Annotated in this window: 12 protein-coding genes; 1 reads left to right on the top strand and 11 read right to left on the bottom strand. The window is 41.6% G+C overall.

The annotated features are described in order from the left end of the window. Window positions 1–38 precede the first annotated feature (38 nt). The gene (locus tag QR42_RS10695) at window positions 39–1,346 is read right to left on the bottom strand and encodes an aspartate aminotransferase type Ic (protein ID WP_039179751.1); all 1,308 of its coding nucleotides are present in this window, start codon (window positions 1,344–1,346) and stop codon (window positions 39–41) included. Window positions 1,347–1,485: 139 nt separating this feature from the next. Then, a complete protein-coding gene (rnz, locus tag QR42_RS10700; RefSeq protein ID WP_039179755.1) occupies window positions 1,486–2,415 on the bottom strand; it encodes a ribonuclease Z in 930 nt (309 codons plus the stop codon). Window positions 2,416–2,636: 221 nt separating this feature from the next. On the opposite strand from rnz, the gene zwf reads away from it, so the two are divergent. Then, window positions 2,637–4,112 carry a glucose-6-phosphate dehydrogenase gene (gene zwf, locus QR42_RS10705; protein WP_039179758.1) on the top strand — a complete coding sequence of 492 codons (1,476 nt, stop codon included), beginning with the start codon at window positions 2,637–2,639 and terminating at the stop codon, window positions 4,110–4,112. Window positions 4,113–4,159: 47 nt separating this feature from the next. Here the strand turns inward: zwf and QR42_RS10710 are convergent, their stop codons facing one another. The 9 genes from QR42_RS10710 to QR42_RS10750 all read right to left on the bottom strand — a co-directional run bounded on the left by QR42_RS10710 (window position 4,160) and on the right by QR42_RS10750 (window position 13,130). Beyond that, window positions 4,160–4,882: a GntR family transcriptional regulator gene (locus tag QR42_RS10710; protein WP_024428032.1), complete on the bottom strand. Its 723-nt coding sequence runs from the start codon at window positions 4,880–4,882 to the stop codon at window positions 4,160–4,162. A gap of 189 nt (window positions 4,883–5,071) precedes the next feature. Beyond that, window positions 5,072–6,478 (bottom strand): glycoside hydrolase family 1 protein, encoded by a 1,407-nt coding sequence (locus QR42_RS10715; RefSeq protein WP_039179761.1) that lies wholly within the window; start codon window positions 6,476–6,478, stop codon window positions 5,072–5,074. Then, window positions 6,462–7,808, bottom strand: a complete 1,347-nt coding sequence (gene celB, locus QR42_RS10720) for a PTS cellobiose transporter subunit IIC (protein WP_039179764.1) — start codon at window positions 7,806–7,808, stop codon at window positions 6,462–6,464. Before celB ends, QR42_RS10715 begins: the two co-directional genes overlap by 17 nt. 25 nt (window positions 7,809–7,833) lie before the next feature. After that, the gene (locus QR42_RS10725) at window positions 7,834–8,166 is read right to left on the bottom strand and encodes a PTS sugar transporter subunit IIA (protein WP_039179767.1); all 333 of its coding nucleotides are present in this window, start codon (window positions 8,164–8,166) and stop codon (window positions 7,834–7,836) included. 3 nt (window positions 8,167–8,169) lie between these two features. After that, window positions 8,170–8,481 (bottom strand): PTS sugar transporter subunit IIB, encoded by a 312-nt coding sequence (locus tag QR42_RS10730; RefSeq protein ID WP_039179770.1) that lies wholly within the window; start codon window positions 8,479–8,481, stop codon window positions 8,170–8,172. Window positions 8,482–8,617: 136 nt separating this feature from the next. Next, a complete protein-coding gene (locus QR42_RS10735) occupies window positions 8,618–9,403 on the bottom strand; it encodes a glucose 1-dehydrogenase (protein ID WP_039179773.1) in 786 nt (261 codons plus the stop codon). 12 nt (window positions 9,404–9,415) lie between these two features. Further along, complete coding sequence (locus QR42_RS10740) at window positions 9,416–10,264, bottom strand: GRP family sugar transporter (protein ID WP_039183192.1); 849 nt, start codon at window positions 10,262–10,264, stop codon at window positions 9,416–9,418. Window positions 10,265–10,377: 113 nt separating this feature from the next. Beyond that, on the bottom strand, window positions 10,378–11,787 hold the full coding sequence (gene gndA / locus QR42_RS10745) for an NADP-dependent phosphogluconate dehydrogenase (RefSeq protein WP_039179776.1): 1,410 nt from the start codon (window positions 11,785–11,787) through the stop codon (window positions 10,378–10,380). 98 nt (window positions 11,788–11,885) lie between these two features. Continuing rightward, window positions 11,886–13,130, bottom strand: coding sequence for a DNA polymerase IV (locus QR42_RS10750; protein ID WP_039179779.1), 1,245 nt, complete (start codon window positions 13,128–13,130; stop codon window positions 11,886–11,888). Window positions 13,131–13,231: the final 101 nt, after the last annotated feature.

Genomic DNA, 13,231 nt, shown 5'->3' on the forward strand with positions numbered 1-13,231 from the left:
ACTCCTTGACCCATTATGAGTCAAGGAGTTTCTTTTATTTATGCCGTTGGAGCAGATTGACTTTTTTCTGAAAGCAGCTTTTCAATGCTGACAAGCTGAACACATAATGTAAAGATGTCAATCGCTTGCTCTAGTTCTTCAAGAGCCGGGAATGTTGGTGCAATGCGAATGTTACGATCAAGCGGATCTTTTCCATATGGATATGTTGCACCTGCACCTGTCATTGTGACACCTGCTTCTTTAGCTTTTTGCACAACCGCTTTTGCACAATGATCAAGTGTATTTAAACTAATGAAATATCCGCCATTTGGCTTGTGCCATTCAGCGATATCTTTTCCGCCAAGTTTTTCGTCAAGAATGGAAAGAACGAGGTCAAATTTTGGCTTAATGATCGCTGCATGCTTTTTCATATGTTCCTTCAAACCTTCTGGATTCTGGAAGAAACGAAGATGTCTTAGTTGATTGATTTTGTCCGGTCCGATCGTTTGAATCGATAATTGCTTTTGAGTAAAGCTCACATTGTCCGGGCTAGATGCCATCAGTGCAACACCTGAGCCTGGGAATGTAATTTTAGACGTAGACGCAAACATAAACACACGGTTCGGGTATCCTGCCTCTTCAACTGCTTGAAAAATATCTTTTAACGTATCAGGTGTATCCGTTAGATGGTGGACTGCATATGCATCATCCCAAAAAATGCGGAAGTCGTCTGCTTTTGTTTTCATTGAAGCTAGGCGGTCAACGACTTCATCTGAATACGTAATGCCGTCTGGATTGCTATATTTTGGTACACACCAAATGCCTTTAATCGCTTCATCTTCTGCGACCAATTTTTCTACCTGATCCATATCAGGTCCATCAGCCTTCATATCGACCGTGATCATCTCTATGTTAAATAGCTCACAAATGGCAAAATGACGGTCATACCCTGGGCTTGGTGCAAGGAATTTTACCTTTGGCAGCTCTCCCCAAGGTGTTTTGCTGTCACATACGCCGTGAGTCATCGCACGTGCAATGGTATCATGCATCATATTCAGGCTTGAGTTACCGCCGATGATGATTTGTTCAGGCTTTAAATTAAGTACATCTGCAAAAAATTTCTTCGTTTCAGGAAGGCCTGTCAAGCCGCCATAGTTTCGCACATCTGTGCCATCTTCAGCTGTCATTGCATCCTTTGATGTCACAACATCGAGCATGCCCATAGACAAATCGAGCTGTTTTGGTGAAGGCTTCCCTCTAGACATGTCTAAGTGCAAGTTTTTACTTTTGTAAGTTTCATACTCATTTTGTAGTGCCACATATAGGTCATTCAATTCTGCTTCACTTAATGCTGTAAAACCGCTCATCTTTGATTGTGCCTCCCGTATTCTTCATAGTTTAATTCGTCATTTGTTTTTTCTTCACCATTTTACCACTACCTGAAAAAGAGCGTCATCATAAATATCAAAAAAATCACACAACTTTTTTTGACGATTCATCCATTTTTTACAGGGTGCGTTCAATGGGGAAAGAAGAGAAATCATGTGCAGCTTCTGTCAGCGGGAATATATCGCGGGCTTCTTTCAACAGTTGTTTCAGTGCCTCTTCTCCTTGGTAACGTGCACTTATATGGGTCAAAATGAGCCTTTTTGCGCCTGCTTCCTGTGCTGTTTTCGCTGCTTGTTCTGTTGTACTGTGATAATAATTGTAGGCTAAATCTGCATCTTCTTTACCGAATGTTGCTTCATGGACTAACACATCCGCATTTTTGGCAAGCCTTGTTATATTCTCGCACAAACGGGTATCTCCTGAAAATGCAACGATTCTCCCTTTTTTAGGGGGTTCCAAATAATCGGTTCCATCGATGGTTCTTCCATCTTCGAGTGTCACGGTTTCCCCATTTTTCAACTTCTGATACAAAGGTCCAGGTTTTACACCGATTTCTTTTAGGTCTTCGGCTTTTAATGAACCAGCCAGATCTTTTTCCACAACCCGGTAGCCGTAAGCTGGAATCCCGTGAGAGACTCTTCTTGCTTCTACTTGAAAGGTATCATCTTCAAATACGATCCCTTCTTCTATTTCTATGATATGCAGCGGATATGTCAAATGCGTTTGCGAGGCTGAAAGTGATGCGTTTACAAAGGCCTTGATGCCCTTTGGTCCATAGATCGTCAATTCATCCTCCCCGCCTTGAAAGGATCTGCTGCCAAGAAGTCCCGGAAGGCCATATACATGATCTCCGTGCATATGTGTGATAAATATTTTCTCGATCTTTCTCGGTTTAATCGTTGTATGTAAGATTTGGTGCTGTGTTGCTTCTCCGCAATCAAAAAGCCACACGGCATTTCGTTCTTCTAAAAGCTTTAGCGCTGTGCAAGTGACGTTTCTTGTTTTTGCAGGAATGCCTGCACCTGTTCCTAAAAAGAGCAGTTCCATTACTTTTCCTCCTAAAGCCGGTATACAATATCTTCATTCATATAGAATACATGAAGACAAGGTAAATGTGAATTCAGCGGAATTTTTGAAAAAAGTGAAACGAGAGCAGAAAAAGTCGAATCAAATGTTTGCTTTACGAACAATGAACCTTTAAAATAAAGAAAATGTACATACATTCTCGGTTTTTACAACAATGCTACGAATAAAGTGAGGTACTTCTCGTGAATACAGAAACTAATAACCCTAAAGCAGTCATTGTCATTTTTGGCGCAACAGGAGACCTTGCCAAACGCAAGCTCTACCCTTCTATACATAGACTTTATCATAGCGGAAAGCTCGGTGATCAATTCGCTGTTGTCGGAGTTGGACGCCGTCCGTGGTCTCATGAGGACCTCAGATCTGTGGTAAAGGAATCTGTTTCTTCTGATGATGCAGAAGCGAAAACAGAAGAGTTTATTTCACATTTCTATTATCACGATTTTGACGTATCAAGCCCTGCTTCCTATCAATCACTTAACACGCTTCTAACAGGCCTTGAAGATACGTACAGTATTCCAAATAACCGCATGTTCTATTTAGCTATGGCACCTGAATTCTTCGGAACGATTGCGAAGTTCCTAAAGAGTGAGGGCGTATCAGAAACAACCGGCTGGTCACGACTTGTCATTGAAAAGCCATTTGGGCATGATCTGCCAAGTGCGAAAACATTAAATGAAGAAATTCGTGATGCATTCACAGAAGATCAAATTTATCGTATTGACCACTATCTTGGTAAACAAATGGTTCAAAACATTGAGGTTATCCGTTTTGCGAATGCCATCTTTGAACCGCTTTGGACAAACCGCTATATTTCAAACATTCAAATTACATCCAGTGAATCATTGGGGGTTGAAGACCGGGCTCGATATTACGAAAATTCTGGTGCACTAAGAGATATGGTCCAAAACCATATGCTTCAAATGGTTGCCCTTTTAGCAATGGAGCCGCCAATTAAACTGAATACAGAGGAAATCCGCAGCGAAAAACGGAAAGTATTGCGCGCTCTTCGTCCTTTATCTAAAGATGAGGTCGATCAATTCTTTGTCCGCGGACAGTATGATACGGGTACGATTGATGGCAGCGTGGTTCCTTCTTATTTGGAAGAACAAAATGTTGACCCGAACTCAAACACAGAAACATTTGTTGCTGGGAAGCTGCTGATTGATAACTTTAGATGGGCCGGGGTGCCATTTTACATTCGTACAGGAAAACGGTTAGAAAAGAAATCTACTCAAATCGTGGTTCAATTTAAAGACATTCCAATGAACCTGTACTATGGTAACGGAAATGCCATGCATCCAAACCTACTTGTCATTCATATTCAGCCAGATGAAGGCATCACCCTTCACCTGAATGCTCGCAAGCTGGATGGCGGCACGTATGCGAAACCGATTAAACTCGACTACCAAACAAACTATAACGACATCATGAATACACCAGAAGCATATGAAAAACTGATTCATGACTGCTTACTAGGCGATGCAACAAACTTTGCTCACTGGGATGAAGTAGCACTTTCTTGGAACTTCGTTGATCCGATTTCTGAGAAATGGGCAGAAAACAAAACATTAAAACCAAACTATCCTGCTGGTTCTATGGGACCGAAAGAAGCGGATGAGCTTCTAGAAAAAGATGGATATCATTGGTGGAACATATAAAATCAAATGAAAAAAGAGCAGTCTCCCTTGGGGGTTCTGCTCTTTTTTTAACGTCCTGTTTTCGTGATTTCAACCGTTGAAAAGTCAAATTTATCATAGCGATGATGGCTAAATGAATATTCAAATGGCTGCCCTGCGTTTAAATAAGCAACCTGCTCGACTTCAAGCACAGGATCTGTTGGGTCACACCCTAAATACTGCTGATCCAGCTGATCTGATTTAGCGGCTCTAATTTTCTTGTGCGCTCCTGCTATTTTTAAATGAAGCTCATTTGAAATATAGCCATAGATAGAACCAAGTAGAACTTCTTCATCTATGCCCTTAATGAGATTGACAGGCATAAACGTTTTTTCTAATACATAAGGCTCTTCATCCACAAGACGGAGCCGGATGATATCATAAACAGGTGTGGTTGAGTCAATAGATAGATGGGCTGCCACCTCTTCGCTTGGAAAATGGACATCAAAGTGAATGATTTGAGTCGTGACGTTTTTATCCGCCATGACTTTTGTGAACCCTTTATTTTCATGGCCTGATACATTGATGGCCCCTTGATTGAGCGCTGCCTTCACAATAAATGTACCGTGGCCTCTTTTTCTAAAGAGCAGACCTTCTGCAACGAGAAGATCAAGCGCACGCTTCATCGTCATTCTGCTGCATTGAAATTCAGCGGCAAGCGAGTTTTCATCTGGAATGGGTTGATCTTCTGGATAATATGCTGTTCCTATTCGTTTTCTGATTTCTTCTGAAATGAGTTCGTACTTCTTCATCTCACACCACCAACTGACTTGTTTTTTCATAGCGCCTTATTTCAAGAAGGAATATGGCGTTTTTTAGCCTTCTTCTCATTCTACACTAAGGGATGTGAGCTTAAAAGGTGCCAGCCATTTTTGTTTCATCCACTTACCGTCACATAAGAAAAATACTTGCCCTTTTCAAGGAAAGAGCAAGTATTTTGATTAAAAACCGTTATTCTTTGAAACTGATTGAAACCAGTATCCACTCTTCTTAATCGTTCGTTTCCCGTCTTTTTGAAGATCAACTGAGACAAATCCATAACGATTTTTATATGCATTCGACCAGGACCAGTTGTCCATAAATGTCCACAGATGATAACCTTTCACATTGCTTCCTTCTTGAATGGCTTGATGCACCCATTTGAGGTGCTCAGATATAAAATCAATACGGTAATCGTCATGAATCATTCCTTCTTCATCCTTAAATCGCTCTTCTCCTTCGACACCCATACCATTTTCAGAAATAAAGCATTCGATATTATCATAGTCTGTCTGGACTTTTTTCAATATATCGTAAATACCCTTTTCATAGATTTCCCAGCCTCGATACACATTCATTTTTCTTCCCGGCATTTCAAAAGAATCAAAGTAATGGTTCGGCATAAAGGGCGCTTGAGGATGCGGCATATGCTCTTTCGCTTTCACTCTTCTTGGCTGATAATAATTGATGCCAAGAAGATCAATCGTATTCTCTTGAATCAGCTCAAGGTCCCCTTCTTCCATACTTGGCATAAAGCCTTCTTTCTTTAAGACTTCTACTAGTTTTTCCGGGAAGTGTCCTTTCACCGCAGGATCTAAGAAGGAGCGGTTAAAGAAAGCATCGGCCATCTCAGCTGCTTCTACATCGCGCGGATTCTGGCTTCGCGGATACGAAGGGGTCAGGTTTAAGATGATGCCAATCTTACCCCCTTGCTGCATCTCTTTATAAGCCGCAATCGCCTTCGCATTTGATAAAAGTTCATGAAAACCGACCTGCACAGCCTTTTGGAAATCGACTTCGTTTGGATAATGAAAGCTATACATATATCCGCCCTCTACAGGAACAATCGGTTCGTTATGGGTAAACCATTTTTTCACCCGGTCACCAAATAATTGGAAGCATAATGTCGCATAGCTGACATAATCGTCGACCACCTGTCTGTTCACCCAGCCGCCTTTCTCCTGCAGCGCCATTGGCATATCGAAATGGTATAGGTTCACAAATGGCTCGATATCATGTGCAATCAGTTCATTGATTACATCATTATAAAAGGACACCGCTTCTTCATTGACGGCACCTGTTCCTTCAGGTAAAAGGCGTGACCATGAAATCGACAGCCGAAATGAATTGTGGCCAATTTCTTTCATTAGACGGATATCTTCTTTATATTTTCGATAAAATTGAGATGTCACGTTCGGCCCTACGCCATCAAAAAAACGAGTCGGCTCTTGTTCAAACCAATGATCCCAAATGTTCGGTCCCTTTCCATCACCAGGGACGCTCCCTTCCGTTTGCGTCGCAGAAGCAGAAGATCCCCACCAGAAACCTTCTGGAAATGTATATGATTGCTTGTTAGTTTCCATCGACATGTATTGAGTCTCCTTCACCTTTGATGTTTGCTGCCTTCGTATTTTCTGTTGTCGTTATTTTTTCATTTTTCACATTCATCCGGTCAATAAATTTCAGGAACGGGAACCAAATGACAAACACAATCATCAGGTTAAACAACTGAAGCAGACCGCCAGCTAGTGAATTAGTCGCCATCATTCCGCTAATAAAGATCGGTACTGTCCACGGGATATTCACGCCTGTAGGCGGCGGTACAATGCCTGATGCCATCGCAAAATAAGTAATACATGTAATGACCATTGGCGCCAAAATCCACGGAATCAGAATAAGCGGATTCATGACAATTGGTAAACCGAAGATAATCGGTTCATTGACGTTAAATAATCCTGGTCCTAAGCCGAGCTTGGCTACTTGTTTTAATTGCTTGCTTTTCAGGAAAATTAAAATGGTAAACACAACAGCAAGCGTCATACCGGTTCCACCCATTCCAACCGTATAGATTTCAATAAACTGCTTGCTGATGATATTAGGAACCTCACCTGTTTTTGTATAGCTCTCTAGGTTTTGAATGGATAATGTATTCCAAATCGGATCCATGACAGAGTTGATAATAATTTGACCGTGAAGCCCAAAGAACCAAAGAATTTGTATAAAGAAAACAGCGATCAACGTCGGAATGATACCGCTTCCAAGACCGACAAGCGGCGCCTGAATTGCATGATAAATCAGATCATGCATATTTGTTTTGAAGCCTTGTGTAATGATGATATTAATTAATAAAAAGGTTGTAAGTGTCAAAGTAGCCGGGATCAGTGCAGCAAAAGACTTGGAAACAGCTGGCGGAACCCCTTGCGGCATATTGATCACAAATTTCTTCTGGACAAAATAACGATAAATTTCAGCAGATAAAAAGCCTGTGATCATTCCTAGGAACATCCCCTTTGCACCTAAACGATCGACTGGGATGACGCCTGCAATCGTTGCACCGCCTTCTTGTTCTAGTAAAAACGGAGTTAGAAGCAAGAAAGAGGCTAAAGCAATCACGCCGCCAAAGACAGCTTCTACATCATAGCTTTTTGATAAATAGTAGCCAATCCCAAATACAACAAACACACTCATAATGCTGATGGTCGCACTCGGTGCGATATTCAGTGCAGACTGGACGCCTTCCAGTACGGTTTTACTCATGATTTTATCTAAAAATGGCAAATTCATCAGCACAACCATAATGGAACCAAAGATGGTGAGCGGGAACGCAAGCATAAAGGCATCCCGTAATACGCCTAAATAGCGGTTGTTGTTCAATCTCCCAGCAATCGGAACCAAAATGGCACTTATTTTATCAAACATTGGTTTCCCCCCTTGTTTACACCCTTTATTGTTTCAGCGATTGGAATATCGGCAGGAGCTCTCCCACAAGCTCCTTGATGGTAATGGTCGACATTAAGTGATCCTCGGCGTGCATGAGCAGTAAGGAAAAGGATGTTGTTTCTCCTCCTGCCTCCTTCTGCACGAGTTGAAAATGGATGTCATGTGCATGCCGTAAATCTTCTTCCGCTTCTTTCATGAGACCAAAAGCCTTTTCTTCTAGACCTTCTCGATATTGTTTCAGAGCCTCGAGCAATTTACTGCGTGCATTCCCGCTGTGTAAGATCAATTGAAAGCTGACTTGTTCCTCCGTGAGCCCTTCGAGTGTTTTCTTTTCCATCCTTTAAGATTCCCCCATCAGTGCAAGTGCCTGTTCATACGCTTTTTGTCCATCGGCAAGCCCGTATGCCTGCATATCAATGACTTCTACCTCAATCCCGTATTTTTTTGCTTCTTTTTGCAGATCTCCTTTTAAAAAGCTCATTTGCGGTCCAATTAACACAACATCCGCATTCGCCATTTCTTTTCTCGCTTGATCTTGCCCAACTGCCCAAATTTCTGCTTCGTCCCCAATTGAATCGGCATGTGCTTTCATTTTTGTCACTAGTAAACTCGTAGACATTCCTGAACTGCATGCTAATAAAATACGTTTCATTTCTCTCACCCCATCGTTGTAATAAAAGCGCTTCCAATTAATATTATATATTTTTATTTTTAAATGTCTAGACATTTAATTTTATTTGTCTGTATTTAATATAAAAAAAGAGCGTATTGTACGCTCTTTTTTTATATTATCCTTTTCCTGCCTGAAAACCTGGATACTTTGTCATGCCGCCGTCTACATATAACGTTAGGCCCGTAACATAGCTTGCTTCTTTTGATGCCAGCCAGACAGCGCATGCTGCCACTTCTTCCGGCTTTCCAATATAGCCAATTGGAATCAGCTCAATCACGCCTTTTTTCAAGGCTGGATCATCGAATTTCTCCGCATTAATCGGGGTATCAATGGCGCCTGGTGCAATACTGTTTACACGGATTTTTTTAGGGGCATATTCAAGCGCCAATGTTTCTGTCAAAAGCTTGGCGCCTCCTTTACTAGCTGCATAATGCACAAAATGAGGCCAAGGAATTTGCTGATGAACCGACGACATATTAATGATCGAGCCTTCTATCCCATGATCCGTCATATACTTTAGTGCATCACGGCATCCTAGAAACATACCTGTTAAATTGGTAGACATCACTTTGTTCCAATTATCCAGCGTCATTTCGGTGGAAGGCACTTCATTTTCAATGCCTGCGTTATTGATCATCACATCAAGACTACCGAATGTATCAACAGCTTTATTAATCATTGCCTGCATATCCTCTTCTTTTGATACATCTCCCTTGATTTTCACAGCCTGTCCGCCATGTTTTTGAATTTCTGCAATGGTGTCATCCGGATTTTCTTTATCAGAAAAGTAATTGATCACCACATTGGCTTTTTCTTGTCCAAATCGGCGTGCCATCGCTTGGCCAATTCCTGTACCTGCGCCTGTAATCAGAACTGTTTTTCCTTCTAAATCTGGATACATTCGTGTTACCTCCTATTTTGTAAAGCCTAGCAGCACACCGCCTGCAATAATCATCAAGCAGCCTGCAATGACAAAGCTTGTTCTAGATGCTTTCTCTTTTAATAAGTAAATGCCGCCTAGTGTTGAGATGACAATCCCTGTTTGTGACATTGAAAAGCTTACGGCTACGCCAATTAATGGAATGGCCAAAAGCAGTCCAAGATTTCCTGTTGACCAAACAAGACCGGCAATGATATTTCTAAACGTATATTTACTAAATGGATCCTGCTTTAAACTAATCGCTAAGGATGAAAGCAGCATGCCGACAGATTGCGGGACGAGTGCAGACCAGCCATCAATATCAAACCATCTTAAAATGACAACATATCCGACGTAGCCAACGGTGGATATGAGTAGAATAATGATCCCTTTTTTAAAATTGCCTCTGCCATTCTCGCCGCCATTCTTTTTTTGACCGAGCGATGTCATGACAACACCTGCAATGATCAGTAAAATGGCGCAGGAACCAATGAGTATGACCGTCATTGTCTGCCATTCTTTGAAGACCATGACGCCAAATAGGGTGGTGCTCACAAGCTGCATGCCCGTTGATAAAGGAACCGCTTTAGACACGCCGAGAAAAGCGACACTTGAAAGCTGATTCATTTGTCCAATACTCCAAAAGATGCCTGAAATGACGGAAACCGCAAATATAAGCGGTGTCAGCTCTGGCATTTTGATGAAAAAAGCTACAATCGAAAATAAAAATGCGCCGAGCGTAATGCCGAGGGTTTGCTGATACGCATTCCCGCCTAGTTTGACACTGATGAGAACAATACTTCCCCAAAATATCGCTGGGAGAAGTGCATATAAGATGCCCACTTCTATCCCTACTTTCTTGTCTTTTTTACATAGCATCCCTCTTTTTCTCATTTTTAGCCGAAAATATGCAAACAAAAAACCTTACCAAAGGTAAGGTTTTTCAGTCGTTCTGTTTATTTCATCCATTCAGTATGGAATACGCCTTCTTTATCTGTGCGCTCATACGTATGTGCACCGAAATAGTCACGCTGTGCTTGAATTAAATTCGCTGGAAGGACAGCTGTGCGATAGCTATCAAAGTAAGCAAGTGCACTTGAGAATGAAGGAACAGGAACTCCTTGTTCCACTGCAAGTGAAATGACTTTACGAAGTGATGATTGATAGTTTTGAGCAATATCCTTAAAGTATGGATCAAGCAATAAGTTTTTCAGTTCAGGATTACGGTCATATGCTTCTTTAATTTGTTGTAAGAAGGCTGCACGAATGATACATCCACCACGGAAGATCATCGCAATTTCACCGTATTTTAAATCCCAGTTATATTCATCAGACGCTGCTTTCATTTGCGCAAAGCCTTGTGCGTAAGAACAGATTTTACTCATGAATAGGGCTTTTCTAACCGCTTCGATCAGCTCTTGTTTATTCTCAGCTGATTGCGCAGGCTCAGGACCTTGGATCAATTGACTTGCTTCCACACGCTCATCTTTCATAGCTGAAATGTAGCGCGCAAAAACAGATTCAGTAATGATTGGAAGCGGGACACCTAGATCAAGTGAGCTTTTGCTTGTCCATTTTCCAGTTCCTTTTTGACCAGCTTTATCTAAGATCACATCCACAAGCGGCTGGTTTGTTTCTTCATCCACTTTTGTGAAAATGTCAGCTGTAATTTCGATTAAATAGCTGTCAAGCTCGCCTTTATTCCACTCTGAGAATACTTCATGAAGCTCCCCTGCTGACAATCCAGCAACATGCTTCAAGATAAAGTATGATTCAGAGATCAATTGCATATCTCCGTACTCGATACCGTTATGAACCATTTTGACATAATGTCCTGCTCCATCTGGGCCGATATACGTTGTACAAGGCTCGCCATCTACTTTCGCAGAGATCGCTTCTAAAATTGGTTTCACTAGCTCATGCGCTTCTTTTTGACCGCCTGGCATGATGGAAGGACCTTTTAGCGCGCCTTCTTCACCGCCGGAAACACCTGTACCAATAAAGTGAATGCCACTTTCTGCAAGCTCTTGATTACGTCTTTGTGTATCCTTGTAATATGTATTTCCACCATCAATTAAAATGTCACCTTTCTCTAGGTGAGGAAGTAATGATTGAATGGTTGCATCTGTTGCTGCACCAGCTTTTACCATTAAAAGAATTTTACGCGGTGTTTCAAGCGACTGAACAAATTCTTCGATGCTGTATGTGCCAACAACGTTTTTTCCTTTTGCTTCTTGAAGAAACTCTTCTGTTTTGCTGCTAGATCTGTTATAAACGGATACGGAGAAACCGCGGCTTTCAATATTGAGGGCAAGGTTTTTCCCCATAACGGCTAGTCCAACCACACCGATTTGTTGTTTTGACATAATTCTGACGTCCCTTCTAACACACTATATTGATTACTGCTGAAATGATGTACCCTTTGAAATTACCACAACATCACCTCTTTTATCAAGTTTTCAGGCTAGTCATTTCCTCTTTCGTCCTGAAAAAAATCTTTATTAAAACTTGTCCCGCTTGTTTTACTCTCTTTTTCCTTAATGGTGATCCCTCTTTGCACCAATGGTTTTCCATATTTTTCTTTCAGTCCATCTAAAATGGTTTGGAGGGGCTCTTCTTTTGCATCTTCTGTATATGAAAATAAATCAAGCTGTTTAACGGCTGCTTTTCGTTCGACTAGGTCTGTCCCCGTTACACCTAAGAGCCTCACTGGCTGATCATTCCAATGTTTCAGGAATAACTGTTTTGCCGCTTCAAATATGTCTTCCTTTCGATCCGTTGGATTTGTGAGCATGATACTTCGCGTGATATTTTTCCAGCTTGCATACCGAATCATGATGAGCAGCCGATTCGCCATCACTTCTTTTCTCTTTAACCTTGCACTCACAGATTGTGACAGCTTATCAATTAACGTGACAAGTTCATCTGAATCATCCGAATCATGAGGCAGAGTGGATGAATTGCCGACGGATTTAAATTCGTATATTCTTTCTGGGTCCACGATGCCGTCATGTTCACCATTCGCCTTTTGCTTTAATCTCGGTCCATTAATGCCAAGCAATTCTTTTAGCGTATACTCATTCGCTTTCGCTAAGTCTTCTATAGTATGAATTCCGATGGTTTTCAATTTATCTGCCGTTTTTTGTCCAACCCCGTGCATGTCACCAGCAGGTAGCGGCCAAAGCATGTTCGGAACATCTCGTTTACGCAATATGGTGATGCCCATTGGCTTTTTCCAATTAGACGCCATTTTCGCTAAAAATTTATTCGGTGCAATGCCGATACTTGAAGGAAGCATCAGCTCCTCTACTAGCCTTGTTTGAATATCATGAGCCGTTTTTACCGCATGCTCGGCATATGGCGTATGCGTTAAATCAATGTAGCCCTCATCAATCGATACAGGTTCGACTAAATCACTGTATTCTCTTAGTATTGTAAACATCTCTTGTGAGGAGCTGCGGTACCGGTCAAAGTTCGGTGTGCGGACAATGAGTCCCGGACATAGCCGCTTCGCCTCCCACAAGGGCATCGGGGGCTTCACACCTAATGCTCTCGCCTCGTAGCTGCACGTCACAACAATCCCTTTACGCTCTTTTGCATTTCCGCTGATGGCTAAAGGTTTCCCTCGCAAAGAAGGATCATACGCCATTTCTACATTGGCATAAAAAGCATTCATGTCTATATGAAAAATAATATTTGACATTGGCATAACCCCATTTTCTTGTCTACCTGAATTTTGATCAGTTATTTTTGATTATACATTGATTTATTTCATCTTTCCTCAAAAAAACCTTCTCTAAAAAAGAGAAG

Origin of the sequence: Bacillus sp. WP8 (assembly GCF_000800825.1) — a bacterium.
Classification (GTDB): domain Bacteria; phylum Bacillota; class Bacilli; order Bacillales; family Bacillaceae; genus Bacillus; species Bacillus safensis.

What these genes read in the sequence shown, in the direction of transcription:
- QR42_RS10735 (WP_039179773.1), bottom strand. Translation starts at nt 9,403, where the DNA reads ATGTATCCAGATTTAGAAGGAAAAACAGTTCTGATTACAGGCGCAGGT.
- QR42_RS10730 (WP_039179770.1), bottom strand. Translation starts at nt 8,481, where the DNA reads ATGAAACGTATTTTATTAGCATGCAGTTCAGGAATGTCTACGAGTTTA.
- gndA (WP_039179776.1), bottom strand. Translation starts at nt 11,787, where the DNA reads ATGTCAAAACAACAAATCGGTGTGGTTGGACTAGCCGTTATGGGGAAA.
- QR42_RS10725 (WP_039179767.1), bottom strand. Translation starts at nt 8,166, where the DNA reads ATGGAAAAGAAAACACTCGAAGGGCTCACGGAGGAACAAGTCAGCTTT.
- rnz (WP_039179755.1), bottom strand. Translation starts at nt 2,415, where the DNA reads ATGGAACTGCTCTTTTTAGGAACAGGTGCAGGCATTCCTGCAAAAACA.
- QR42_RS10750 (WP_039179779.1), bottom strand. Translation starts at nt 13,130, where the DNA reads ATGCCAATGTCAAATATTATTTTTCATATAGACATGAATGCTTTTTAT.
- QR42_RS10715 (WP_039179761.1), bottom strand. Translation starts at nt 6,478, where the DNA reads ATGTCGATGGAAACTAACAAGCAATCATATACATTTCCAGAAGGTTTC.
- QR42_RS10710 (WP_024428032.1), bottom strand. Translation starts at nt 4,882, where the DNA reads ATGAAGAAGTACGAACTCATTTCAGAAGAAATCAGAAAACGAATAGGA.
- celB (WP_039179764.1), bottom strand. Translation starts at nt 7,808, where the DNA reads ATGTTTGATAAAATAAGTGCCATTTTGGTTCCGATTGCTGGGAGATTG.
- QR42_RS10695 (WP_039179751.1), bottom strand. Translation starts at nt 1,346, where the DNA reads ATGAGCGGTTTTACAGCATTAAGTGAAGCAGAATTGAATGACCTATAT.